We start from the raw sequence: 23,498 nt of genomic DNA, 5'->3' as shown, positions 1-23,498 counted from the left end.
CGTTCCCGCCGCCGATCCGGCGCTCAGGAAACCGGGCTGACGATCCATTCGCCGCGCCGCATGACTCCCTTGACCTCGAACTCCGCGTCCAGGACGACCAGATCGGCGTACTTGCCGGCTTCCAGCGAGCCGACCTCGTCGTACAGGCCGAGGAGCTTCGCCGGGTTCGCGGAGATCGCCTGGACGACGGACTCGACGGGGAGCTTGTCCACGGTCACCGACCGCTTGAAGGCGGTGTCCAGGGTCAGGGTGGAACCGGCGATGGAGCCGCCTTCGACGAGGCGGGCCACGCCCTCCTTGACCTCGACCTCCAGCGGTCCGAGGTGGTAGGTGCCGTCGCCGAACCCGGCCGCGTCCATCGCGTCGGTGATCAGCGCGACGCGGTGGGCGCCCGCGTGGTGGAAGGCCAGTTCCAGCATGGCGGGGTGCAGGTGCGTGCCGTCGTTGATCAGCTCGACGGTGACCCGCTCGTCCTCCAGCAGCGCCGCGATCGGGCCGGGGGAGCGGTGTTCCAGACCGGGCATGGCGTTGTAGAGGTGGGTGGCCACGGTCGCGCCCGCGTCGATGGCCTGGCGCGTCTGCTCGTACGTGGAATCGGTGTGGCCGATCGCCGCGATGACCCCGTGCTCGGCCAACAGCCGTACGGAGTCCAGCCCGCCCGGCAGCTCGGTGGCCAGGGTGAACATCCGGGCGGCCCCGTGCGAGGCGTCGATCAGCTTGCGGACCTCGGCCGGGTCGGGATCGCGGAGCAGGTCCTCCTTGTGCGCTCCCTTGCGGCAGGGGTTGATGAACGGCCCCTCGAAGTGGATGCCCGCGATCTCGCCCTGCTGCGTCAGTTCGGCGAGCAGGCCCGCGCGCCGGGCCAACTCGTCGAGGTCCCCGGTGACCGTGGAGGCGATCACCGTCGTGGTGCCGTGCTCGCGGTGGGTGCGTACCCCCCGGAGGACCTCTTCGGCGGTGCCGGAGGTGAAGGAGGCGCCGCCCCCGCCGTGATTGTGCATGTCCACGAAGCCCGGGACGATCCAGTGTCCGGTCAGGTCCACGACGCGGGTGTCCTCGCGGGCGCTGCCCGCGACGCGCTCGCCGTCGACGATGACGCGACCGCCCGCCACGATCCCGGTGGGCAGCACCACCTTGGCGCCGGAGAGAACAGTGCTGTGCGCGCTTCCGGACATCAGGCAGGTACCTCCGTGGCGAGTAGGTCCCAGGCGAGCAGCCCTGCGCCCAGGCATCCGGCGGTGTCCCCGAGGGCCGCCGGAACGATCTCGGGCAGCCGCTGGAACGTCACGCGCTCCTCCACGGCCGTCCGAAGTGGTGTGAACAAGGTTTCCCCCGCCTCGGCGAGCCCGCCACCGATGATCAGCGTGCGGGGGTCCAGCAGGGTGATCGCGGTGACCAGGCCGTCGGCGAGGGCGCCGATGGCGGCCTGCCACACCGCCCGGGCGCGTGCGTCGCCGGAGGCGACGGCCTTGGCGCAGTCGGCCGCGTCGGCTTCGGGGTCGCCGGAGGCGGCGGCCCAGGCGCGGCTGACGGCGGAGGCGGAGGCGAGGGTCTCCAGGCAGCCGTGTTGGCCGCAGCCGCAGGCGGGTCCGCCGGGGCGGACCACGATGTGACCGATCTCGCCGGCGTAGCCGTGCGCGCCGGCCTCGATGCGGCCGGCGATGCCGATGGCGCCGGCGATGCCGGTGCCGAGGGGGACGAAGAGGAACCGGTCCGCGCCCCGCCCCGCCCCGATGCGGCCCTCCGCGAGTCCGCCCGTGCGCACGTCGTGGCCGAGGGCCACGGGGATGCCGCCGAGGCGTCTGCCGAGGAGTGCGCGCATGGGTACGTCGCGCCAGCCCAGGTTCGCCGCGTAGACGGCGATCCCGTTCTCGGCGTCGACGATGCCGGGCACGGCCACGCCGGCGGCCGAGGCGGCCGTGGAGTAGCGGGCGCGGCCCAGGTCGAGGAGTTCGCAGGCGAAGTCCAGGATCGTCTCGACGACGGCCTCGGGGCCCCGCTCGCGGCCGGTGGCGCGGCGTGCCTCGTGCAGCAGGGTGCCGTCCTCGGCGACGAGGGCGGCCTTCATCCCGGTGCCGCCCACATCGAGGGCGATGACGTGTTTCACGGGTTTCACAGAGACAGTCTCGCGCGCTTGGGAGGCAAAGGTCTAGTCCAATGGGGAGGATTGTTGAGCGGCCATACAAAATCGGGACCCTGGTCCGGCAACAGTCCGGACACGGTCCGGGCCCGGGGCGCTCCAGGATGTGGACGCGTCGCCAAAGTGGTGTAGACCTTACGTCGAATCGTACGTACAACAAGGGGTGGATCGAGAACTGTGAAGGGCCGTTACCTGAGCCTGGCCGCGACCGGGGCCGCGCTGTGCCTGACCACGACGCTGACCGGTTGCGGATCCGTGTCGGCGCTCACCGGGGACAACGAGGTGACCCTCCGGGTCGTGGCGGCCGACTACGGCGACAATCCGCAGAACTCCTCGACCGGCTACTGGAAGGGCCTCGCCGAGAAGTTCCAGAAGGACCACCCGGGCGTCAAGGTCGAGGTCAGCGTCTACTCCTGGACCGAGGTCGACGCGAAGGTCGCCGAGATGGTCAAGGCGAACAAGGCCCCCGACATCGCCCAGATCGGCGCCTACGCCGACTACGCCGAGGCGGACAAGCTCTACACCGCCGACGAGCTGCTCTCCGTGCAGACCGAGGCCGACTTCCTCGCCCCGCTCGCCGACGCCGGCAAGCACAAGCGCACCCAGTACGGCCTGCCCTTCGTGGCCAGCACCCGACTGCTCTTCTACAACGAGAAGATGCTCACGGACGCGGGCGTGCTGGCGAAGGACGCCAAGGGCGGCTGGCAGCCGAAGAGCTGGGCGGAGCTGGAGGCGGCCGCCAAGAAGCTCAAGGGCAACGGCGTCCCCACGCCCTTCGCGCTGCCGCTCGGCCGCGAGGAGGCCCAGGCCGAGACGATGAACTGGCTTCTCGCGGGCGGTGGCGGCTACACCGACAACGAGGAGAACTACTCGATCGACTCCGCGGAGAACGTCAAGACGCTGGAGTTCCTGCGCGACAAGCTGGTCGGCCAGGGCCTGACCGGCTCCGTGGAGCCGGGCAAGTACGACCGCCAGGGCGCCTTCGACGCCTTCACCCGGGGCGAGGTCGGCATGCTCAACGGCCACCCCACGCTGATCAAGCAGGCCACCGCGAAGGGTCTCAAGTTCGGCATGGTGCCCATGCCCACGGTCGACGGCACCGAGCACTCCGCCATGGGCGTCGCCGACTGGGTGATGGCCTTCAAGAACGGCCACAAGAAGGAGTCCGGGCAGTTCCTCGACTTCCTGTACGAGGCCGACAACGTGACCTCCTTCACCAACCAGTACGGCCTGCTGCCCGTCACCACCAGCGGCTTCCGGGCCATGCAGAACGCCACCGGCGGCTCAGCCCCGCAGCTGAAGACCTTCCTGGCGGCCCTGCCCACCTCGAAGCTGTACCCGGTCGGCAAGAAGTCCTGGGCGGGCGTCAGCGAGGACGTGAAGAAGAACATCGGCTCGACCGTCAAGCCCGGCGGCAACCCCGAGAAGGTCCTCGGCGAGATCGCCCAGTCCGCGCGGAAGGCGGACGGGGACCAGTGACGCCCGCGCCGCACCGCCCCGGGGCCGCCGGGGCGGTGTCGGTGGCCGGCGTTAATCTGGCCGTATGACGGACGACGGGCGGTTGACGGCCACCGAGGCCGCCGTGCTCGCGTACGAGGGACGTACCTGGTCGGGGCCCGGCGCCAAGGAGCGGGCCATCCGCGAAGGACTGGGCATGCCCCCCGTCCGGTACTACCAGCTGCTCAACGCCCTGATGGACGATCCGCGGGCACTGGAGCACGCCCCCGGCACGGTCAACCGACTCCGCAGGATCCGCGAAGCGCAGCGGGCCCGGCGATAGCCGTCCCACGACCGGACCGTTAGGGTCGTCCCCATGGGGAGCCACCCGCACGATCTGCCGATGCCCGTGCCCGCCACAGCCGCCGGACGCGAGGGGCTCGAAGCCCTGCTCCGCGCACCGCGCCGGTCCGTCGTCGCCCTCGACTTCGACGGCACCCTTGCCGACATCGTTCCCGACCCCGACCAGGCCCGCGCCCACCCGGACGCCGTACCGGCGCTGGCCGCGCTCGCCCCCGAGGTGGCCGCCGTCGCCGTCGTCACCGGCAGGCCCGCCGGGGTCGCCGTCCGCTACGGCGGGTTCGCCGGCGTCCCCGGACTGGAGCACCTGGTGGTGCTCGGGCACTACGGGGCCGAGCGGTGGGACGCCGTCACCGGCATCGTGCACGCGCCCGCCGAACACCCCGGGGTGGCGGCCGTACGCGCCGAACTCCCGGGCTTCCTGGAGTCCATCGGGGCCTGGCGCGGCACCTGGATCGAGGAGAAGGGCCAGGCGCTGGCCGTCCACACCCGCAGGGCCGCCGACCCGGAAGCGGCCTTCGCCGCGCTCCGCGAGCCCCTCGCCGACCTCGCGGCCCGACACGGGCTGATGGTCGAGCCGGGCCGGGCCGTGCTGGAGCTGCGACCGCCCGGCATGGACAAGGGCGTCGCCCTCACCGAGTACCTCGCGGAGGTGGGCGCCGAGGCGGTGCTCTACGCCGGGGACGACCTCGGGGACCTCGCCGCCTACGCCGCCGTCGAGAAGCGCCGCGCCGACGGACTGCCCGGGCTGCTCGTCGCCAGCGGCTCCGAGGTGCCCGAACTCGCCTCCCGCGCCGACCTCGTCCTCCCCGGCCCCGGACAGGTCGCCGCCCTCCTCGCGACGCTGGCCGCGACCCTGCGCGCCTGACGACCCCGGCGGCCGGCGGGAACCCCCGCCGGCCGCCGCCCGCTCACGCGTCCCGCAGGGTGTCCAACTGGGCGCGGAACCAGCGGGCCGGGGGAAGGGCCGTCGCGGCGGCGGCCAGCCGCTTGGTGCGCTCCGTCCGCTCCGACCTCGGCATCGTCAGCGCCAGGTGCAGCGCCTGCGCCGTCTGCGTCACGTCGAACGGATTGACCGTCAGCGCGTCGTCGCCCAGCTCCCCGAACGCCCCCGCACCCGTGGACAGGACCAGGGCGACGCCCCGCTCCGAGACCACCGGGATCTCCTTCGCCACCAGGTTCATGCCGTCCCGCACCGGGTTGACCAGCGCGACGTCCGCCAGCCGGTAGGCCGCCAGGGAACGCGCGAAGTCGTCCTCCACCGACACCAGCACCGGCGTCCAGTCCTCCGTGCCGAACTCCGCGTTGATCTCCGCGGCGAGCTCCGCGACCGCCTCCGTGTACGACCGGTACACCGCGAGGTCCTGCCGCGAGGGGTACGCCGACGCCAGGTGCACCACCTTGCCCACCCACTCGGGGCGGGTGGCGAGCAGCTCCCGGTAGGCCAGCAGACCGCGCAGGATGTTCTTCGACAGCTCCGTGCGGTCCACCCGCACGATCGTCTTGAGGTCGCCGACCTCCGCGCGCAGCGCCGCCAGCTTCGCGTCCACCTCCGGGCGGTGGGCCAGCGCCCGCAGCTCCTCGCCGTCCACGCCCAGCCCGAAGACCGCCACCTCGGTGCTCCGCTGCGGCCAGATCGAGTACCGGCGGTGCTCGACCCTCGTGCCGTGCACCTGTGCCCGGCCCCACGCGTCGTCCAGCTCCATGGACCCCAGGAACGCCGCCGCCCACTCCTGGGTGTGGAAGCCGAGCAGGTCCGCGCCGAGCATGCCCCAGGACAGTTCCTCGACCACGTACTGCGGGAGGATCCGCAGGGAGTCCGGCGAGGCCCACGGGGTGTGCGTGAAGTGCGCGATCCGCAGGTCCGGCCGCAGGACCCGCAGCATGCCCGGCACCAGCGCCAGGTGGTAGTCCTGCACCAGCACCGACGCGCCCTCGCCGGCCTCCTCCGCGAGCGCCTCCGCGAAGGCCCGGTTGTAGGCGCCGTACGACTCCCAGAGCCGCCGGAACTCGGCGTCGAAGGCCGGCTCGCGCGGGATGTCGTACAGGTGGTGGTGGGTGAACCAGAGCACCGAGTTCGCGATGCCGTTGTACGCGTCGTCGTACACCGCCGGATCGATGTCCAGCATCCGGACCCCGGGCTCGGACACGCCCCGACGCACCGCCTCCCGGTCCGCGTCCGACAGCGCCGCGCAGATCCACACCGTCTCCGGCTGCTCCGCGAGGGCGGCGGAGAGCCCGGAGACCAGACCGCCCCCGCCGCGCCGGGTGTCGAGGGTGCCGTCGTCGGCGAGGGAGTACGAGAGCGGGCCGCGATTCGCGGCGACGAGTACCTGAGAAGCCATGCGCCGAACCTAGCCCGACCGGAACCCGCTCAAACGTCCGGTTCGTCACGCCACCCGGCGGCCCGCGTACTCCTTGACCTCGATCATCGGCGGCCGTTCCTCGGTGTCGACGGCGTACGTCCGCGGCACGAAGCCGTCCGGGCCCCGCTCGAACTGCGTCAGTTCCGGCCGTACGAGGTGCCCGCGCGACAGACGCAGTTGCGCCGTCCGGTAGATCGCCGCGGCCATCCGGCCGAGCGCCTGACCGTCCTGGTGCCGATGCACCCGTACGCCGACGTCCACCTGGGCCAGCGCGTCCAGTCCGACCGTGTGCAGCGCGTCCACCAGCAGCCCCAGCTCGACGCCGTAGCCGACGGGGAACGGCAGCCGCTCCAGCAGCGACCGGCGCACCGCGTACTCGCCGCCCAGCGGCTGGACGAAGCCCGCCAACCGCGGCCAGTGCAGGTTGAGCAGCGGGCGGGCCACCAGCTCGGTGACCCGGCCGCCCTGGCCGGGCGCGTCACCGAGCGGGCGGTCGTACATCGCCTTCACGAACTGCACCTCGGGATCCGTCAGCAGCGGGCCGACGATCCCGGACACGAAGGAGGCCGAGAAGTCACGCAGGTCGGCGTCCACGAAGCAGACGACGTCGCCGGTCGTGGCCAGCAGCGAGCGCCACAGCACCTCGCCCTTGCCGGGCAGGGCCGGCATCCGCGGCAGGATCTCGTCGCGGTGCACCACGCGGGCGCCGGCCTTCGCGGCCACCTCGGCCGTCCGGTCGCGGGAGCCCGAGTCGACGACCACCAGCTCGTCCACCAGCGGCGTCCCCGGCCCCTCGATCAGCTCGCGGCGGATCACCTCGACGATCTCGCCGACCGTGGCTTCCTCGTCGAGCGCGGGCAGCACCACACTGACCGTGGTGCCCGCCGCCCGTTTCCGGTCGAGCAGCTGGTCGAGCGGTCGATCGGCAGCGGACCAGGAGCGCTCGGCCAGCCAGCGCTCCACCTCTTCCAGCACTTTCGGCACTCCCTGATGGGTCGGTCGATCGTCGGCGGTTTGGGGCGAAATGTGATCCATCTCGCCGTTCGGACGGCTGTCTCAACCGCCCGGGGCTTCGGTTACAGTCTTGAACAACGCGATGGACCACCGCATGCCGGGGGTCCGCGTGTACAAACGCCCGGGCCCGCCATGGAGTGCGTCACCCGGTGCCATACCGCTCATCCAGAGGGGCAGAGGGACACGGCCCGTTGAAGCCCCGGCAACCCTCCAGTCGGTCTCGCGATCACGCACATCCGCTGCGTCAGCGAGGTCCCCGGCTAGGGAAGGTGCCAATTCCGTCTCATGGCGAAGTGCGCCATGGGGAAGATGAGGAGAAAGGGCCTCGCCATCATGGCTGCACAGACCGTCGCAACCTCTGCCGAAACCGTAGATCTCGGACCCGCCACCGGCCTTTCCTGCCGCGAGTGCGCCACCCGCTTCGAACTCGGTCCGATCTTCGCCTGCGCCGAGTGTTTCGGACCGCTCGAAGTCGCCTACGACCTGCCGACCGGTGACCCCGAGGCGCTGCGCGCCGCGATCGAGGCCGGTCCGAACAACATCTGGCGCTACGCGCCGCTGCTGCCCGTCCCGGCGGACGTGGCCTCCAAGCCGAGCCTGAACCCCGGCTTCACCAAGCTCGTGGACGCCGAGAACCTGGCCAAGGAGCTGGGCGTCACCGGCAAGCTCTACGTCAAGGACGACTCCGGCAACCCGACGCACTCCTTCAAGGACCGCGTCGTCGCCATCGCCGTCGAGGCCGCCCGCGCCTTCGGCTTCACCACCCTCTCCTGCTCCTCCACGGGCAACCTGGCCGGAGCCGTCGGCGCCGCGGCCGCCCGCGCCGGCTTCCGGTCCTGCGTGTTCATCCCGCACGACCTGGAGCAGGGCAAGGTCGTCATGGCCGGTGTCTACGGTGGCGACCTGGTCGGCATCGAGGGCAACTACGACGACGTCAACCGCTTCTGCTCCGAGCTCATCGGCGACCCGCTCGGCGAGGGCTGGGGCTTCGTCAACGTCAACCTGCGCCCGTACTACGGCGAGGGCTCCAAGACCCTCGCGTACGAGATCTGCGAGCAGCTCGGCTGGCGGCTGCCCGACCAGATCGTCATCCCGATCGCGTCCGGCTCGCAGCTGACGAAGATCGACAAGGGTCTCCAGGAACTGATCAGGCTCGGCCTCGTCGAGGACAGGCCGTACAAGATCTTCGGCGCCCAGGCCGAGGGCTGCTCGCCCGTCTCCACCGCCTTCAAGGCCGGCCACGAGGTGGTCCGCCCGCAGAAGCCGAACACCATCGCCAAGTCCCTCGCGATCGGCAACCCGGCCGACGGCCCGTACGTCCTGGACATCGCCCGCCGCACCGGCGGCTACGTGGAGGACGTCAACGACGAGCAGGTCGTCGAGGCCATCAAGATCCTCGCGCAGACCGAGGGCATCTTCGCCGAGACCGCGGGCGGCGTGACCGTCGGCGTGACGAAGAAGCTCATCGACAACGGGCAGCTCGACCCCGCGCTGACCACGGTCATCCTGAACACGGGTGACGGTCTCAAGACCCTGGAGGCGGTGGCCGCGGACAGCGGGCAGACCGCCACCATCCGCCCGAGCCTGGACGCGTTCCGCGCCGCCGGCCTGGCCTGACCCTCCCCCGTACTCCGGAAAGGCAGTAGCGCCATGAGCGTCAACGTCCGCATCCCCACCATCCTGCGCACCTACACCGGCGGCCGGGCCGAGGTGTCCGCCGAGGGCGCGACCCTCTCCCAGGTCATCGAGTCCCTGGAGAAGAGCCACCCGGGCATCGCCGCCCGCGTCCTGGACGACCAGGGCAAGCTGCGCCGCTTCGTGAACGTCTACGTCAACGACGACGACGTGCGCTTCGAGGGCGGGCTGCAGACGGCGACGCCCGACGGCGCCGGCATCTCGATCATTCCGGCGGTCGCGGGCGGCTGCTGACCCGTCCGGACTTCCGCCGACGGACTTCCGCGGGGACTTCCCCCGAGGGTCGTGCGTCGACAAGAGCAAACCGAATTGCCCCTTCCGCCGATAAGCGGAGGGGGCAATTCTGGTTGATTGGGCGCGGTAGAGTTGGGGAAGTCCCCTCCGCCGTACTTGCCCGCCGCATATGAGCGGGCCGCCGGATGGTTGACATTGAGTCAACATGCAAGCGCCGTATGGGGCTTTGGTGCCGAATGTCAGGCCCGAGTTGCCCGGCCATATGCCAAATTTTCACTCTATTTCAATGTTTCCTTGTGTCCTGAATTCTCGTCGGAATGACCTGTTGCACACAGCACTGGTGCGGATACATTCAGCCGCGGTCGAGGCGTTCCGGCGCAAGTTCTGACCCGGGTCCGCGAAGTGCGGTCCTGCGCAAGGGCCAGTAATAGGGGAGTTAGGCATGGCTCAGGGCACCGTCAAGTGGTTCAACGCGGAGAAGGGCTACGGCTTCATCGCGGTCGACGGTGGTGCGGATGTGTTCGTCCACTACAGCGCCATCCAGATGGACGGGTACCGCACCCTTGAAGAGGGTCAGCGGGTCGAGTTCGAGATCTCGCAGGGCCAGAAGGGTCCGCAGGCGGACATGGTCAAGCTCGCACTCGGCTAGTCCCGGCGCGATCGACCACCGACGTACAGACAACGAGGGGCCCACATCCTGGACAAGGGATGTGGGCCCCTCGTGCGTGACCCCGTCCGACCGGCGCGTTCGCGGGGTGTTGCCCGAAGCCGCTTGCACTCGCGGGGGTCGAGTGCTAATCATTGGCGTTAGCACTCTCCAGGTGAGAGTGCTACTCAACGAGGACCGGGCCGGTGAGGCTCGCAGGGTCCGGCGGGAAGGAACCGCCGGGCTCGCTGGCCGTCCGTCGCGGGCGCGGGCGCGGTCCGGAGCAATCCACCCCTGTCCGGGAGGACCACTTCAGATGGCCAAGATCATTGCGTTCAACGAGGAGGCCCGGCGCGGTCTCGAGCGTGGGATGAACCAGCTCGCCGACGCCGTCAAGGTCACCCTTGGCCCCAAGGGTCGCAACGTCGTCCTTGAGAAGAAGTGGGGCGCCCCCACGATCACCAACGATGGTGTCTCCATCGCCAAGGAGATCGAGCTCGAGGACCCGTACGAGAAGATCGGCGCCGAGCTGGTCAAGGAAGTCGCCAAGAAGACGGACGACGTCGCCGGCGACGGTACGACCACCGCCACCGTGCTCGCCCAGGCTCTCGTACGCGAGGGTCTGCGCAACGTGGCCGCCGGCGCCAACCCGATGGCCCTCAAGCGTGGCATCGAGAAGGCCGTCGAGGCCGTCTCCGCCGCCCTGCTCTCGCAGGCCAAGGACGTCGAGACCAAGGAGCAGATCGCCTCCACGGCCTCCATCTCCGCCGCCGACACCCAGATCGGCGAGCTCATCGCCGAGGCGATGGACAAGGTCGGCAAGGAAGGCGTCATCACCGTCGAGGAGTCGCAGACCTTCGGTCTGGAGCTCGAGCTCACCGAGGGCATGCGCTTCGACAAGGGCTACATCTCGGCGTACTTCGCCACCGACATGGAGCGCATGGAGTCGTCCCTCGACGACCCGTACATCCTGATCGTCAACTCCAAGATCGGCTCGGTCAAGGACCTGCTGCCGCTCCTGGAGAAGGTCATGCAGTCCGGCAAGCCGCTGCTGATCATCGCCGAGGACGTCGAGGGCGAGGCCCTGTCGACCCTGGTCGTCAACAAGATCCGCGGCACCTTCAAGTCCGTCGCCGTCAAGGCCCCGGGCTTCGGTGACCGTCGCAAGGCCATGCTCGGTGACATCGCCATCCTCACGGGCGGCACGGTCATCTCCGAGGAGGTCGGCCTCAAGCTGGAGAACGCCGGTCTCGACCTGCTCGGCCGCGCCCGCAAGGTCGTCATCACCAAGGACGAGACCACCATCGTCGACGGTGCCGGTGACAGCGACCAGGTTCAGGGTCGCGTCAACCAGATCCGCGCCGAGATCGAGAACTCCGACTCGGACTACGACCGCGAGAAGCTCCAGGAGCGCCTCGCGAAGCTGGCCGGCGGCGTGGCCGTCATCAAGGCCGGCGCCGCGACCGAGGTCGAGCTCAAGGAGCGCAAGCACCGCATCGAGGACGCCGTTCGCAACGCGAAGGCGGCCGTCGAAGAGGGCATCGTCGCCGGCGGTGGCGTGGCCCTCCTCCAGGCCTCCGCGGTCTTCGAGAAGCTGGAGCTCACGGGTGACGAGGCCACCGGCGCCAACGCCGTGCGCCTGGCCCTGGAGGCCCCGCTGAAGCAGATCGCCGTCAACGGTGGTCTCGAAGGCGGCGTCGTCGTCGAGAAGGTGCGCAACCTGCCCATCGGTCACGGCCTGAACGCCGCGACCGGCGAGTACGTCGACATGATCGCCGAGGGCATCATCGACCCGGCGAAGGTCACGCGCTCCGCGCTGCAGAACGCCGCGTCGATCGCCGCGCTGTTCCTGACGACCGAGGCCGTCATCGCCGACAAGCCCGAGAAGGCCGGTGCCCCCGCGGGCGGCGGCATGCCGGGCGGTGACATGGACTTCTGATCCGCCTCCGGCAGATCGGCAGTTCCGTTCGCGTTCCGAAGGCGGCACCCCGCGGGGTGCCGCCTTCGGGCGTTCCGCGGGGCGGACGCGGGGGCGTCGGGAGCGCCGCGGGTGGTTGACTGGACGGATGACTGACGTGTTCATCAAGATCTGTGGGTTGCGGACCGCGCGGGACGTCGACACCGCCGTCGAGGCCGGGGCCGACGCCGTCGGGTTCGTCTTCGCGCCCGGCAGCCCGCGTACGGTCGACGCCGCCGGCGCGCGCGAGCTCGCCGCCCGGGTGCCGGCCGGGGTCCTCACGGCCGGGGTGTTCCGCGGGCAGTCGGTGGAGGAGGTCCGGCGGCTGACGCGGGAGAGCGGGGTGCGCTCCGTACAACTGCACGGCGACGAGGGGCCCGAGTACTACGAGGAACTGCGCGCGCAGGGCCGGACGCTGATCCGCGCGACGGCCGCCGCCGTCGCCGCCGCGGGGGAGTACGGCGAGGACCTGCTGCTGATCGACGCCCCGGACCCGGGCTCGGGCAAACCGTGGAACTGGGGCTCGGCGGAGTTCACCGCACCCGAGGGACGCTGGCTCCTGGCGGGCGGGCTGACCCCGGGCACCGTGCGCGAGGCGCTGGTGACCACCGGGGCGTGGGGCGTGGACGTGTCCAGCGGGGTGGAACGGGAGCGCGGGGTCAAGTCCCCGGAGCTGATCCGTGCGTTCATCGAGGCCGCGCGGGGCTGACCCGAGGCGGCGCACCCCGGCGCAGACCGTTGCCGAACGAAGTCACGTGATTACTCTCGGCAAGTTTCATGTGTGCGGGTACAGGTCGGATGGGCATGCCACAGGCATGGACACGGACATGTTCGGATGGTTGCGGCGCCTGACCCGCCGCCTCGCCCCAGGGGACGGTGGCGGTGGCGCCGCGGTGTACTCGCCGCGCCGCGCCCCCGCCTTCACCGCCGACTTCGCCTCGCCCACCCAGTGGATCGCCGGCCGCTCCTGGGCCTATCCCAACGGCGGCCCGGTCAATCCGGGCGACAACAAGCTCGACCACCTCGTCTCCGACCCCTCCTACAGTCGCGGTGGCGTCTTCCGGGCCACGCGACGCCCCGACGGCAACTGGGACGCCGGGCTGCTCACCACGGAGGGCAGCGACGAAGGCTTCATGGTGCGCACCGGCGACGTCCTGGAGGCGCGGGTGAAGCTGCCGGCGGAGCGCGGTGCCTGGCCCGCCATCTGGACCTGGCGCGACGGCGGCCAGGAGATCGACGTCTTCGAGTACCACCCCGACAACCCCGACCTGCTGGAACTGTCCAACCACGTCCGGGACGCGCACCGCTACCACCGTGACCCGTCGGTGCGGCCCGGCGCGTGGCTCGACCTGAAGGTCGAGTTCGGGCGGAACTCGGTCGTCTGGTGGGTCAACGGGGCCCGCGTCTTCAGCGACGGACGGGGCGTGGGCCGCTCCTGGCGCGCGTACCTGATCGTCAACCTGTCGGTGTGCGCGGGCAGGTACCACCCGGCGCCCGACCCCGGGGCCAGGGAGATGTCGTACGAGGTGTCGCAGCTGCGGGTGTACCGGGGCTAGGACCTCGCGGTGTCGGTCGGGGGTCGGGGGAGACCCCCTGACGGCGGGGTTTCGGCTCAGGCGTCCGTGCGCAGGCGGGCGTGCAGGTGCTCGTCGTGCCATCCGTCCGCGTGGAGGAGGGCGCCCCGCATGGTGCCCTCCAGGGGGAAGCCGGCCCCGGTCGCGACGCGGCACGAGGCCGGGTTGGCCACGGAGTGGGTGATGCGCACGCGGTGCAGGCCCAGTTCCTCGAAGGCCCAGCGGCCGACGCGTTCCGTCGCCGGGACCATGGCCCCCTTGCCGCGGCCCTCGGGCAGCAGCCAGTACAGGATCTCCCCGCTCCCGCCCGCCAGGTCGAGGTCCCCGATGCCGATCAGGCCGACCGCCGGGGCGTCCCCGGGGGCGACGGCCCAGATCGCGGCCTGCTCGTTCTGCCAACGGGACCGGAACACGGCGACCTTCGCGACGGCCTCCGCTTCCGTCATGGGGACGGTCCGGTTCCAGTGCACGATGTCCGGGTCCAGGCCGGCGGCGGTCAGGGCGGGCGCGTCCGAGGGTTCCCAGGGACGCAGGCGCAGACCGCCGGGAAGCTCGAACGAGGGCTGCGTCAGGCCGCGCAGCCGGCCGGGCGGGACCACGGCGGGTATCGATTCGATCATCGGCCCATGATGCCGCCCGGACGGGCCCGGCGGGTGCGTGGGGTTGGTCCGGGGTCAGTGGGTGGGCGCGGGGACGGGTGTCGGGGCGTCCTGGGGGGCGGGCGCCGGTTCGGTGTCGGGTTCCGGGGAGGTGTTCAGGTCGGTCAGCATCTGCCGGGTGAAGCCGAAGAAGTACGTCGCGACGAAGCCCACCAGGTAGCCGACGGCCAGTCCGCCGGCGTAGATCGCGATGGTCGCGCCCATCCCGGCCGTGCCGTCGAGCAGTGGGAACAGGGCCCAGCCGGACGGGCCGATCGCGGTGGAACCGAACGACGAGCCCAGCTGGTTGAGGAGGCCGACGAAGGCCCCGCCGGCCGCGCCGCCCACGCAGGCGGTGACGAAGGGGCGGCCCAGCGGCAGCGAGACACCGTAGATCAGCGGCTCGCCGACGCCCAGGAAGCCGGCCGGGAGCGCCGACTTGATGGTCGTGCGGATCGACCGGTTGCGCGGGAGCCGGTAGTACACGGCGATGGCCGCGCCGACCTGGCCCGCGCCCGCCATGGCGAGGATGGGCAGCAGGACGGTGTGTCCGGACTGCTGGATGAGGGTGGTGTGGATCGGGATCAGGGCCTGGTGGAGGCCCAGCATCACCAGCGGCAGGAAGAGCCCGCCGAGGACGAGGCCCGCGAAGGCTCCGCCGGTGGCGAGCAGCCAGTTGGCGAAGGAGCCGATCGCGGTGGAGACCTCGCCGGCGAGGAACATCAGGCCGTAGAGGGTGACCAGGCCGGAGACCAGCACGGTGAGCGTCGGGGTGACCAGGACGTCCAGTGCCTCGGGGACCCACTTGCGGCACCACTTCTCCACCTGGACGGCGAGCAGGGCCGCCGCGAGCGCGCCGAGCACACCGCCCTGGCCGGGGGAGAGCTGCTGGCCGAACGCGTCGATCTTCGCGACGCCCGGGAAGACGATGATCGCGGCGACCGCGCCGCCGAGGATCGCGGTGCCGCCGAACTCCTTCGCGGTGTTGTAGCCGACGAACACCGCGATCAGCGACATGAACCCGGACGCGATGGCCGCCAGGGCCGGGACGACCGTCGGCAGCCACCCGGCGTTCGTCAGCACGCCGTTCAGGCCGGCGATGATGCCGCAGCCGATCAGCGCGGGGATCAGCGGGACGAAGATGTTCGCGATCCGGCGCAGGAACAGTTTGAACGGCGTGGAGTTCCGCGCCGTGCGCGCGTCCTTCATCGCCGCGCCCTGGGCGGCCAGTTCGTCCGCCGTCACGGGGGCGGGCGGGACGGCCGCCGAGCGGCCCTCCTCCACCAGCGCCTCGAACTCGGGCGTCACCCGGGCGACGGTGCCCGGGCCCAGGACGATCTGGTACGTGTCGTCCTCGACCACGCCCATCACGCCGGGCACGGCCTTGAGGGCCTCGTCCCGGACCAGGGAGCGGTCGCGCAGGCCGATGCGCAGACGCGTCATGCAGTGCGCGATGGAGGTGATGTTGTCCGGGCCGCCGACCAGAGGAAGGATCGCGGCGGCCGTGGCGCGGTTCTTGTCAGTGGACATCGTGGTGTTCGCCTTGCTGCCGGGGGTCAGCGGGTCTGGGTGAGGGCGGCCCGGAGGTGGCCCTGGGAGGTGGTGAGGAGTGCGGCCGCGGTGGGGCCGTCGACCCCGCCGAGGATGACGAGGACGGCATTCTTGACCTCACCGTCGGTGGCGGTCAGCGCGGCCTCGATCTCCGTGTCGGACGCGCCGGTGGCCAGGGCGACGATGCGGCGGGAGCGGGCGCGCAGCTTCTCGTTCGAGGCGCGCACGTCGACCATGAGGTTCCCGTACGTCTTCCCGAGACGGATCATCGTCACGGTCGAGAGGAGGTTCAGTACGAGCTTCTGCGCGGTGCCCGCCTTCAGGCGGGTGGAGCCGGTGAGCAGCTCGGGTCCCACGACCACCTCGATGCCGTGCTCGGCGGCGGCGGCGAGCGCGGAGCCGGCGTTGCAGGACAGTCCGACGGTGAGCGCGCCGCGTGCGCGGGCGAACTCGACCGCGCCGACGGCGTACGGGGTGCGGCCGGAGGCGGAGATGCCGACGACGGTGTCGTCGGCGCTCAGCCCGAGGGCGGTCAGGTCCTCGGCGGCCAGTTCCTTGGAGTCCTCGGCGCCCTCGACGGCCTTGACCATCGCGGACGGGCCGCCCGCGATCAGGCCGACGACCTGGGACGGGTCCGTGTTGAAGGTGGGCGGGCACTCGCTGGCGTCCAGGACGCCCAGCCGGCCGGCGGTGCCGGCGCCCGCGTAGATCAGCCGGCCGCCGCGGGCCATCCGGGGGGCGATGTCGTCGACGGCCGCGGCGATCCGCTCCAACCGGCCGGCGACGGCGGCCGGGACGCCGGCGTCCTCGGCGTTCATCACGCGGGCGATCTCAAGGGTGGACAGCCGGTCGATCTCGGCCAGTTCGGGGCGGAAGGCCTCGGTGGTCAGGGTGTCGAGCTGGGCGCGGAGTTCGGAGTGCGCGGTCATGGGCGGGGGGCTCCTAGCGGGTGGTGCGCCTACTGGTGGGGGCGGTGGCGGAGTGTCGGGGCGCGAGCGCCTCGTAGGAGGCGGCCAGGGCGGGCGCCGCGGTCTCGTACGTCTGCTGCGCGACCCCGACGAACAGGCAGTCCACGACGAGCAGCTGACTGGTGCGGCTGGACATGGCCGCCGGGCGCAGCCGGCTCTCGCGGGCGGCGGAGGTGGCGAGCACGTGATCGGCGTAGTGGGCGACGGGTGCGCCGGGGCGGCCGGTGACGGCGATGGTCGTCGCGCCGCGTTCGAAGGCCCGGCGCAGCGGCTCGATCACGTCCCCGGTGGTGCCGGAGTGGGTGATGGCGACGGCGACGTCGCCGGGGCGCAGCAGGACGGCGTTGGTCACGGCGAGGTGGGGGTCGGTGTGGGCGTGCGCGATGAGGCCGATGCGCAGCAGTTTCTGTGCGAGGTCCTGGCCGACGAGGGAGGACGCGCCGACGCCGTACACGTCGATGCGGCGGGCCGTCGCGAGCGCGGTGACGGCCGCGGCCAACTGTCCGAGGTCGAGGCCGGCGGCGGTGTCGGCGAGGGTCTGCGCCTCCTCGTGCGCGAGTTTCGCGACGACGTCGGCGATCGGGTCGTCGACCGCTATGTCCACGGTGACGGCGGGGGCCGCGCCGGACTCCTGCTGCGCGGCGAGCGCGGCGAGGGCCAGGCGCAGGTCGCGGTAGCCGGGGTAGCCGAGGAGGCGGGCGGTGCGGACGACGGTGGCCTCGCTGGTGCCGGTGTGCGCGGCGAGGGCGGAGACGGTGAGCCTGGCGCAGCCGGCCGGGTCGGAGGCGACGGCCTCGGCGACGGCCTGCATGGAGCGGGTCATGTGCGGTCCGAGGCTGCGGACGCGGGCGCGGAGGGCGGCCGGGGCGGGGGCCTCGACGGGGACGGCCGGGGTGGGGGCGTCGGTGGGCGTGCCGGTGCCGGTGGTCGTGGTCGTACCGGTGCCGGTGCCGGTGCCGGTGCCCGTGGTCGTACCGGTGTCGGTGCGGGCCCCGGTGTTGGAAGTTTCTTTCACGTTCTCGCTCACACTTGAAATCTATTTTCAGGCAGGGGTGCGGGTCAAGACGCCATGAGGCCCCGGTTCCGCGGGACTTCCGCGACCGGGGCCGCGGGCCTTCGGTCCGCTTTGTCCGGGGCCTTCGTTCCGGGGCCGTCGCGGGTTCACAATGGGCGCATGGACCACGCGACCCCCCTGGAGCAGGCGCTGCACGCCGCCCGTGCCCTCGTACTGACCGATCTCGTCGCGGGCGACGTCGCCGAGGCCGATGTCGTCTCCCTCGTGGAGGACGCCGTCACGCACCGGCGCTGGTGGGTGGAGCAGTGGCCCGAGGGCGTCGACTTCCTCGCCGGCCTCGTCGCCCAGGACGTCCAGGACGCGCTGTTGGAGAAGTACGGCCGCTGGCCCCTGTGCCCCGTCTGCACGCACGGCGACCCGCACGCGCTGGACGTCGAACCGGAACTCGGGCCCGACCCGCACTGGGTGTGCTCCGAGGCGGGCGTCCGGGTGGCGGCCGTGGGCGGGCTCGCCCCCGTCTTCGGCCGGCGGTGAGCCGCCGGTGACGGTGTACATCGATCCGCCGACCTGGCCGGGGCACGGCCGGATGTGGTCACACCTGGTCAGCGACGTCTCGTACGAGGAACTCCACGCCTTCGCCGCGATGATCGGCTGCCCGCCCAGGGCTTTCGAGCGGGACCACTACGACGTGCCCTCGTACCGGTACGCGGACGCGGTCGGGGCGGGCGCGGTGGAGATCGGCAGCAAGGAACTCGTCCGCCGGCTGACATCGGCGGGCCTGCGCCGCCCGAAGGGACGCCCGGCGTAGGTCGTCCGGCGCGCTGCCCGCGCGGGGGCGGTCGCGGCGCGCGAGTGGCCCGGAGGCAGGGGCGTGTTTCCCGCCGCCCCGAGGGGACATCGAGGCCATCCCGGGGCATCGCGGGCAGGGCGCGGTCGCGCCGCTGACCTGCGCGTGGAGCCTTCGCGGACTGCCGGGAACCCCGGGCGGACCGGCTGTCGGCACGGCGTGTTAGCGTCCGCCGATCAACCAATCTCTTGGGGGGAACTTTGCGAAGATTTTTGGGCGCCGGGATCGCGGCAACGCTGCTCGTCACCGGTGGCGTCGTGGGGGCGGGGACGGCCGTGGCGGCCGGGGATCCGACGTTCGAGTTCTACGACATCGGGGACAAGGTCCTCATGCCGGGCGAGGGCTGGACCTGGCTGTCGCCGCCGTCCACCGGCGGACAGAACTCCGGTGAGCCCGACGGCACGTACGTGTACGCGCTGAGCAGGAAGCCGCTCACGGACGCCGGCTGGTCCGGCGGCGGCGCGCCGGCCGGGCTGAAGGTCGACCCGACGGACGCCTGCAAGCCGAAGGCCGGGATCGCCGGTGTCTACCTGTGCGACCTGAAGAGCTGGAACAACCCGGCTCCCGAGGTCTCGGCGACGAGCACCGCGGCGAACGGCACGACCGCCTACTACAGCCTCGTCTACGTGCCGCGCGGCGCGAGCGTCGACGCGGGCATCAAGGAGGCGCAGACCGCCGGCTCCAAGCCCATCGGTCCGCGCCGGGCGCACGCGACGATCACGGCCAAGACCAAGGCGCAGGTCGCGCAGAACACCATGACGCTGACGACGCCGCAGCTGCCGGGCGGCGGCTCGGCGGCGCACACCGTGAAGCTGCACGCGGTCGACAAGGGCCGCCTCCAGATGAGCCTGAGCGCGGCGCCGGGCTTCCGGCGCTGGGACGAGGGCGAGCTGAAGGTCAGCGTCGACGGGGTCGGCGCGGGCGGCGCGGCGGGCGCGGAGTGCGACCACTCGCTCGGCGAGCCCGGCTGGGGCAACGAGATCCGCTGCGACATCACCAAGCCCGGCGACTACACGGTCACCTACGGGCTGAAGGCCGCGGTCGGCGCGCCGGCGTGGCGGCTGCGCAACACCGCCGTCTACGAGGTGTACACCTTCGGCACGGGCAACCCGGAGAAGGCGGCGGACTTCACGATCGGCAGCTCGATCCCGGTGTCCGAGCGCTTCCGGGTCGTGGGCCGCAGCGCGGACGGCGATCTGTACGACTACCGCGGCACGGGCAGGGGCGCGCAGCCGTTCGAGTCGTCCTCGCTGGTCGGCGGCGCCCCGGACTGGAACCGGTACTCGGCGATCACCCGGCTGGGTCCGCTGACCGTGCAGAGCACCGGTCCGGGCGCGGTGGCCCGGGACAAGGCCGGCGTGCTGTGGTTCTACCGGATGTCCGGTGACGGCGGCATCTTCAAGGACCGGCTGAAGCTCGGCGCGGGCTGGAACGCCTTCAACTCGCTGACGGGCGCCTCGGACCTGACCGGCGACAAGAACGCGGACCTGCTGGCGCGGGACACCGCGGGCACGATGTGGCTGTACCCCGGCACCGGCAACACCGCGGCGCCGTTCGGCAACCGGGTGAAGATGGGCGCGGGCTGGAACATCTTCAACTCGCTGGTCGGCGGAACCGACGCGACCGGCGACGGCAAGCCCGACCTGCTGGCCCGTGACACGGCGGGCAAGCTGTGGCTGTACCCGGGCACGGGTGTCGGCGCGACGCCCTTCGGCCCCCGGGCCGAGATCGGCACCGGCTGGCAGATCTACAACACCGTGCTGGCCCCGGGCGACCTGAACTCGGACGGCAAGGCCGACCTGGTCGCGCGGGACGCCGCGGGTGGGCTCTGGTCCTACGCGGGCACCGGCGTCGCGGCGAAGCCGTACGCCTCGCGCGTGAAGATCGGCACCGGCTGGCAGACGTACAACCTGCTGTTCTAGGTCCGGTGGCCGAAGCGGCCCCGGAAGGGGCGCAGCGGCACCGGAAAGAGCGTGAGACGGCCTCCGCCCCTCGTGGGCGGAGGCCGTCTCGCCGTCGGTGACGCGCTCAGTGGGTCCGGGCTCAGTGGGTCCGGGCCGGCTGCGGCTCCGCGACACGGCCGGCGGACGCGACGATCCTGGACGCGCGGACCGTCCCGCCCCCGCCGTCCCGCCGGTCCAGCCGCAGCGCGGCCACGGCCAGGCCGATCGCGGTGACCGTCATCGCCGCGCCCGCCCAGGCCGTGGCGGAGAAGCCCATTCCGGCGTCGATGACGGTGCCGCCGAGCCAGGGGCCCCCGGTGTTGCCCAGATTGAACGCGGCCGTGGTGGTGGCGCCCGCCAGGGTGGGGGCGGCGCCCGCGATGTTGAACATGCGGGCGTTGAGGGCCGGGGCCGTGAAGAACGCCGAGACGCCGAGCAGGAACGACAGCCCGATCGCCGCCACCTGCACGGAGGCCAGCAGGGCCAGGGCCGTGAGGAAGACCGTCGAGGCGGTGATGCCCCAGATCAGCACGCCGAACAGGTGCGCGTCGGCGACCCGCCCGCCGATGGTGGTGCCGATCAGCGCGCCCACCCCGAAGAGGCCCAGGATCCACGGCACCCACCCGGAGTCCAGCCCGGCCACGTCCGTGAGCAGCGGAGACAGGTAGCTGAACGCGCAGAAGACGCCGCCGGCGGCGAGGGCGGTCATGCCGATGGACAGCCACACCTGGCGGTCCCGGTAGATCCGCAGCTCGCTCTTGATCCGCGGCTTCTCGGCGGGCAGCGGGATCTTCGGGATCAGCGTCAGGATGCCGACGAGGGCGACCGCGGAGGCCGCGCCGACCGACCAGAACGCGGAGCGCCAGCCCAGGTGCTCCCCGAGGAAGGCGCCGGCGGGCACGCCGAGGACGTTGGCGATGGACAGGCCGCCGATCATGACGGCCATCGCGCGGGCCCGCTGGTCCTTGTCGACCATGGCGATGGCGACGGCCGCACCGACGGCCCAGAAGCCGGCGCAGGCGAGGGCGGAGAGCACGCGGGAGGCGAAGAGGAGCTCGTACGAGGGGGCCAGCGCGCCCGCGACCTGCCCGAGCCCGAAGAGGGCGATCAGGGAGACGAGGGTGGTGCGGCGCGGCAGCCGCAGCGTGGCGACGGCCAGCAGGGGCGCCCCGACGACCATGCCGATCGCGAAGGCGGATATGAGCAGGCCCGCCTGCGGGATGCTGACGCCCATGTCCTCGGCGATGGGTGGCAGGAGCCCCGAGAGCATGAATTCGCTGGTCCCGAGGGCGAAGACGGACAGGCCGAGGACGTAGACGGCGACGGGCATGCGGGATCGTGTGGAGGCTGCGGGCATGACAGTCACAAACCACCGCGAACGTGCTCGCATTCCCCGGCGCCGCGTCGGCCTCCCGTCGGCCTCCCGTCGGCCCCTCCTCAGCCCGGGTCGCCGACGTCGGTGAGGGTGGCCAGCTCGGCGGCCAGGTTGCGGCGGGCCGGCGCCTCCCAGTGCGCGGCGCCGTACGGGGTGCGAAAGAGCCGGGGCAGGCCCAGCAACTGGCGCAGGACGGCGGCCCGGCCCTCGCGGAAGGCGTCGTCCGGCACGAACCCGTACTCGGCGCGCACGGCGGCGACGTACGCGGCGTACGCGTCGGGCTCCCCGGCGAGGACGGCCAGATCGGCGTCACAGAGGACCTCGCCGTCGACGTCCCCGGGGGCCGGGTCGTGGGTGACGGTGAGCCGGACCAGGCGGGCCACCGCGGCGGTGCGGTCGGCGTCGATGCCCAGCTCGGGCAGGGCGCGCTCGGCGAGGACGGCGCTGCGCTCCTCGTTCTCGGAGCGGTCCGGGCGGTAGACGGCGTCGTGGAACCACGCCGCGAGTTCCACGGCGGCGAGGTCGCGCGCGTGCGGCGCGAGGACGTCGATCCGCGCGAGGACGTCGGCGAGGTGCGCGGTGGTGTGGTAGCGCCGCTGCGGCTCCGCCCAGGCCGCGAGGAGGCGCTTCGCGTACGGGGCGGGGTCCGTGTCGGGCGCCGCTCCGGCGGCCGTGACGGTGGCCTGCCAGCGGGCGCGCAGCGGGGCGGTGTCGGGCGGCGCGGTGTCGTGCGCCGGGTCAGGGGTCATGGGCACATTGTGCGGGTGGCGTGATTGTGCTGGTGAAGCGCGGGCCGAGGCCCGTACCCTGGATATTGGACTAGACCTATTTCTCACGGGTCGCATACGGGTCACATACGGGCAGTTCTCCGAAGGATGGATGGAATCGAATGAGCAACCGTGCGCTCCTGGAGGTGATCGCCCTCGACGCGGAGGACGCGATGGCCGCCCAGGCCGGTGGGGCGGACCGACTGGAGCTGGTCACCGACATGGCCGCCGACGGGCTCACGCCGCCGCGCGAGACCTTCGCGGCGATCCGGGCGGCGGTCGACATCCCGCTGCGCGTGATGATCCGCCGCACGGACGGCTTCGCGGCCGGACCGCTCGACCTCCTCGTCGACCAGGCGCGGGCGCTGCGGGCCGAAGGCGCCCGGGAGTTCGTCCTCGGCTTCCTGAACCCGGACGGCAGCCCCGACCTCGCCGCCGTGGAAGCGGTCGTCTCGGAGCTGGACGGCTGCCCGTGGACCTTCCACCGGGCCATCGACCGGGCGGCCGACCGCGACCACCTGCGCAAGGCGCTCGCCGATCTGCCGGGCCTGGACACCTACCTCACCGCGGGCTCGGCGACGGGTGTCGACGCGGGCCTGCCGACGCTGCTGGCGGAGGCCGCGCGCGGTGGCGAGCCGGGGTACGGGGCGCGGATCCTGGTCGGCGGCGGGCTCACCCTGGCCCACCTCCCGGTGCTCCGCGAGGCGGGCGTCGACGCCTTCCACATCGGCGGCGCGGCCCGTCCCTCCGGGTGGGACCGGCCGGTCTCCCCGGCGGCGGTCGCGCAGTGGCGCACGGCGCTGGGCTGACCGCCGCCGGGCCGGACCGGGGCGGGCCGCGGACCGGGGCGGGCCGCGGACCGGGGGCGGGTCGTCGGTGCGCGGCCCGGGCCCCGGGCGTCGGTCCCGCGCCCCGCGCCCGGGGTTCCGGGCGTCGGTCCCGGGCGTCGGTCCCGGGCGACGGGCCCGCGC

General features: G+C 72.3%; 23 protein-coding genes and 1 riboswitch. Of the genes, 13 read left to right on the top strand and 10 right to left on the bottom strand.

Annotated features, from left to right (window positions below; translation table 11 throughout):
• Positions 1-23: 23 nt before the first annotated feature.
• Positions 24-1,175 (bottom strand): N-acetylglucosamine-6-phosphate deacetylase, encoded by a 1,152-nt coding sequence (gene nagA, locus ADK55_RS21575; protein WP_053681136.1) that lies wholly within the window; start codon positions 1,173-1,175, stop codon positions 24-26.
• The gene (locus ADK55_RS21570; protein ID WP_053681134.1) at positions 1,175-2,107 is read right to left on the bottom strand and encodes an ROK family protein; all 933 of its coding nucleotides are present in this window, start codon (positions 2,105-2,107) and stop codon (positions 1,175-1,177) included. Before ADK55_RS21570 ends, nagA begins: the two co-directional genes overlap by 1 nt.
• A gap of 210 nt (positions 2,108-2,317) precedes the next feature.
• Between ADK55_RS21570 and ADK55_RS21565 the strand changes: the two genes are divergently transcribed.
• The 3 genes from ADK55_RS21565 to otsB all read left to right on the top strand — a co-directional run bounded on the left by ADK55_RS21565 (position 2,318) and on the right by otsB (position 4,805).
• Positions 2,318-3,619, top strand: coding sequence for an extracellular solute-binding protein (locus ADK55_RS21565; protein ID WP_053681132.1), 1,302 nt, complete (start codon positions 2,318-2,320; stop codon positions 3,617-3,619).
• Positions 3,620-3,683: 64 nt separating this feature from the next.
• The gene (locus tag ADK55_RS21560; protein WP_053681130.1) at positions 3,684-3,920 is read left to right on the top strand and encodes a DUF3263 domain-containing protein; all 237 of its coding nucleotides are present in this window, start codon (positions 3,684-3,686) and stop codon (positions 3,918-3,920) included.
• 33 nt (positions 3,921-3,953) lie between these two features.
• Positions 3,954-4,805, top strand: a complete 852-nt coding sequence (gene otsB / locus ADK55_RS21555; RefSeq protein ID WP_053681128.1) for a trehalose-phosphatase — start codon at positions 3,954-3,956, stop codon at positions 4,803-4,805.
• Positions 4,806-4,848: 43 nt separating this feature from the next.
• Here the strand turns inward: otsB and ADK55_RS21550 are convergent, their stop codons facing one another.
• Together ADK55_RS21550 and ADK55_RS21545 are read right to left on the bottom strand one after the other, a co-directional pair.
• Positions 4,849-6,282 (bottom strand): alpha,alpha-trehalose-phosphate synthase (UDP-forming), encoded by a 1,434-nt coding sequence (locus tag ADK55_RS21550; RefSeq protein WP_053681127.1) that lies wholly within the window; start codon positions 6,280-6,282, stop codon positions 4,849-4,851.
• Between the two features lie 45 nt (positions 6,283-6,327).
• Complete coding sequence (locus ADK55_RS21545) at positions 6,328-7,278, bottom strand: glucosyl-3-phosphoglycerate synthase (RefSeq protein WP_053681126.1); 951 nt, start codon at positions 7,276-7,278, stop codon at positions 6,328-6,330.
• Between the two features lie 197 nt (positions 7,279-7,475).
• Positions 7,476-7,633: riboswitch (SAM riboswitch) on the top strand.
• Between the two features lie 17 nt (positions 7,634-7,650).
• Here ADK55_RS21545 and thrC point away from each other — a divergent pair.
• The 6 genes from thrC (at position 7,651) to ADK55_RS21515 (ending at position 13,405) form a co-directional block, all read left to right on the top strand.
• Positions 7,651-8,934 carry a threonine synthase gene (thrC, locus tag ADK55_RS21540; RefSeq protein ID WP_053681124.1) on the top strand — a complete coding sequence of 428 codons (1,284 nt, stop codon included), beginning with the start codon at positions 7,651-7,653 and terminating at the stop codon, positions 8,932-8,934.
• Positions 8,935-8,967: 33 nt separating this feature from the next.
• The gene (locus ADK55_RS21535) at positions 8,968-9,246 is read left to right on the top strand and encodes a MoaD/ThiS family protein (RefSeq protein ID WP_053681121.1); all 279 of its coding nucleotides are present in this window, start codon (positions 8,968-8,970) and stop codon (positions 9,244-9,246) included.
• Between the two features lie 442 nt (positions 9,247-9,688).
• Complete coding sequence (locus ADK55_RS21530; RefSeq protein ID WP_030009783.1) at positions 9,689-9,895, top strand: cold-shock protein; 207 nt, start codon at positions 9,689-9,691, stop codon at positions 9,893-9,895.
• Positions 9,896-10,208: 313 nt separating this feature from the next.
• Entirely contained in the window at positions 10,209-11,831 is a 1,623-nt protein-coding gene (gene groL / locus ADK55_RS21525; RefSeq protein WP_053681120.1) for a chaperonin GroEL, read from the top strand.
• A 127-nt stretch (positions 11,832-11,958) separates the two neighbouring features.
• Positions 11,959-12,558, top strand: coding sequence for a phosphoribosylanthranilate isomerase (locus ADK55_RS21520; RefSeq protein ID WP_053681118.1), 600 nt, complete (start codon positions 11,959-11,961; stop codon positions 12,556-12,558).
• Positions 12,559-12,664: 106 nt separating this feature from the next.
• Entirely contained in the window at positions 12,665-13,405 is a 741-nt protein-coding gene (locus ADK55_RS21515) for a family 16 glycosylhydrolase (RefSeq protein WP_107089262.1), read from the top strand.
• 56 nt (positions 13,406-13,461) lie between these two features.
• Here ADK55_RS21515 and ADK55_RS21510 read toward each other — a convergent pair whose 3' ends face one another.
• From ADK55_RS21510 to ADK55_RS21495, 4 genes are read right to left on the bottom strand one after another with little or no spacing between them, the layout of a single operon-like run.
• On the bottom strand, positions 13,462-14,043 hold the full coding sequence (locus tag ADK55_RS21510) for a GNAT family N-acetyltransferase (protein ID WP_053681116.1): 582 nt from the start codon (positions 14,041-14,043) through the stop codon (positions 13,462-13,464).
• Between the two features lie 54 nt (positions 14,044-14,097).
• Complete coding sequence (locus ADK55_RS21505; RefSeq protein ID WP_053681114.1) at positions 14,098-15,591, bottom strand: PTS transporter subunit EIIC; 1,494 nt, start codon at positions 15,589-15,591, stop codon at positions 14,098-14,100.
• A 26-nt stretch (positions 15,592-15,617) separates the two neighbouring features.
• Positions 15,618-16,541, bottom strand: coding sequence for an N-acetylmuramic acid 6-phosphate etherase (gene murQ, locus ADK55_RS21500; protein ID WP_053681112.1), 924 nt, complete (start codon positions 16,539-16,541; stop codon positions 15,618-15,620).
• A 13-nt stretch (positions 16,542-16,554) separates the two neighbouring features.
• Positions 16,555-17,607 (bottom strand): MurR/RpiR family transcriptional regulator, encoded by a 1,053-nt coding sequence (locus tag ADK55_RS21495; RefSeq protein WP_234350189.1) that lies wholly within the window; start codon positions 17,605-17,607, stop codon positions 16,555-16,557.
• 147 nt (positions 17,608-17,754) lie between these two features.
• Between ADK55_RS21495 and ADK55_RS21490 the strand changes: the two genes are divergently transcribed.
• From ADK55_RS21490 to ADK55_RS21480, 3 genes are all read left to right on the top strand, one after another.
• Positions 17,755-18,129 (top strand): hypothetical protein, encoded by a 375-nt coding sequence (locus ADK55_RS21490; RefSeq protein ID WP_053681111.1) that lies wholly within the window; start codon positions 17,755-17,757, stop codon positions 18,127-18,129.
• 7 nt (positions 18,130-18,136) lie between these two features.
• Complete coding sequence (locus ADK55_RS21485; protein WP_053681110.1) at positions 18,137-18,403, top strand: DUF4031 domain-containing protein; 267 nt, start codon at positions 18,137-18,139, stop codon at positions 18,401-18,403.
• A gap of 239 nt (positions 18,404-18,642) precedes the next feature.
• Positions 18,643-20,364: an FG-GAP repeat domain-containing protein gene (locus tag ADK55_RS21480; protein WP_159041504.1), complete on the top strand. Its 1,722-nt coding sequence runs from the start codon at positions 18,643-18,645 to the stop codon at positions 20,362-20,364.
• A gap of 121 nt (positions 20,365-20,485) precedes the next feature.
• Here the strand turns inward: ADK55_RS21480 and ADK55_RS21475 are convergent, their stop codons facing one another.
• Both ADK55_RS21475 and ADK55_RS21470 read right to left on the bottom strand, forming a co-directional pair.
• Positions 20,486-21,715 carry a Cmx/CmrA family chloramphenicol efflux MFS transporter gene (locus tag ADK55_RS21475; RefSeq protein ID WP_063839585.1) on the bottom strand — a complete coding sequence of 410 codons (1,230 nt, stop codon included), beginning with the start codon at positions 21,713-21,715 and terminating at the stop codon, positions 20,486-20,488.
• A 107-nt stretch (positions 21,716-21,822) separates the two neighbouring features.
• Positions 21,823-22,509 (bottom strand): hypothetical protein, encoded by a 687-nt coding sequence (locus ADK55_RS21470; RefSeq protein WP_053681104.1) that lies wholly within the window; start codon positions 22,507-22,509, stop codon positions 21,823-21,825.
• 140 nt (positions 22,510-22,649) lie between these two features.
• Here ADK55_RS21470 and ADK55_RS21465 point away from each other — a divergent pair, with 140 nt between their 5' ends.
• The gene (locus ADK55_RS21465; protein WP_053681101.1) at positions 22,650-23,336 is read left to right on the top strand and encodes a copper homeostasis protein CutC; all 687 of its coding nucleotides are present in this window, start codon (positions 22,650-22,652) and stop codon (positions 23,334-23,336) included.
• Positions 23,337-23,498: the final 162 nt, after the last annotated feature.

Source organism: Streptomyces sp. WM4235 (assembly GCF_001279725.1).
Taxonomy (GTDB): domain Bacteria; phylum Actinomycetota; class Actinomycetes; order Streptomycetales; family Streptomycetaceae; genus Streptomyces.
The sequence above is the reverse complement of the archived record's forward strand: the minus strand, read 5'-3'. Positions and strand labels throughout refer to the sequence as shown.

Excerpts from the sequence above, each read along its gene's own strand:
- ADK55_RS21505 (WP_053681114.1), bottom strand. The coding sequence starts at position 15,591 with ATGTCCACTGACAAGAACCGCGCCACGGCCGCCGCGATCCTTCCTCTG.
- groL (WP_053681120.1), top strand. The coding sequence starts at position 10,209 with ATGGCCAAGATCATTGCGTTCAACGAGGAGGCCCGGCGCGGTCTCGAG.
- ADK55_RS21490 (WP_053681111.1), top strand. The coding sequence starts at position 17,755 with ATGGACCACGCGACCCCCCTGGAGCAGGCGCTGCACGCCGCCCGTGCC.
- ADK55_RS21560 (WP_053681130.1), top strand. The coding sequence starts at position 3,684 with ATGACGGACGACGGGCGGTTGACGGCCACCGAGGCCGCCGTGCTCGCG.
- ADK55_RS21465 (WP_053681101.1), top strand. The coding sequence starts at position 22,650 with ATGAGCAACCGTGCGCTCCTGGAGGTGATCGCCCTCGACGCGGAGGAC.
- ADK55_RS21515 (WP_107089262.1), top strand. The coding sequence starts at position 12,665 with ATGGACACGGACATGTTCGGATGGTTGCGGCGCCTGACCCGCCGCCTC.
- thrC (WP_053681124.1), top strand. The coding sequence starts at position 7,651 with ATGGCTGCACAGACCGTCGCAACCTCTGCCGAAACCGTAGATCTCGGA.
- ADK55_RS21530 (WP_030009783.1), top strand. The coding sequence starts at position 9,689 with ATGGCTCAGGGCACCGTCAAGTGGTTCAACGCGGAGAAGGGCTACGGC.
- murQ (WP_053681112.1), bottom strand. The coding sequence starts at position 16,541 with ATGACCGCGCACTCCGAACTCCGCGCCCAGCTCGACACCCTGACCACC.
- ADK55_RS21535 (WP_053681121.1), top strand. The coding sequence starts at position 8,968 with ATGAGCGTCAACGTCCGCATCCCCACCATCCTGCGCACCTACACCGGC.
- ADK55_RS21550 (WP_053681127.1), bottom strand. The coding sequence starts at position 6,282 with ATGGCTTCTCAGGTACTCGTCGCCGCGAATCGCGGCCCGCTCTCGTAC.
- ADK55_RS21510 (WP_053681116.1), bottom strand. The coding sequence starts at position 14,043 with ATGATCGAATCGATACCCGCCGTGGTCCCGCCCGGCCGGCTGCGCGGC.
- ADK55_RS21475 (WP_063839585.1), bottom strand. The coding sequence starts at position 21,715 with ATGCCCGTCGCCGTCTACGTCCTCGGCCTGTCCGTCTTCGCCCTCGGG.
- ADK55_RS21520 (WP_053681118.1), top strand. The coding sequence starts at position 11,959 with ATGACTGACGTGTTCATCAAGATCTGTGGGTTGCGGACCGCGCGGGAC.
- otsB (WP_053681128.1), top strand. The coding sequence starts at position 3,954 with ATGGGGAGCCACCCGCACGATCTGCCGATGCCCGTGCCCGCCACAGCC.
- ADK55_RS21470 (WP_053681104.1), bottom strand. The coding sequence starts at position 22,509 with ATGACCCCTGACCCGGCGCACGACACCGCGCCGCCCGACACCGCCCCG.
- nagA (WP_053681136.1), bottom strand. The coding sequence starts at position 1,175 with ATGTCCGGAAGCGCGCACAGCACTGTTCTCTCCGGCGCCAAGGTGGTG.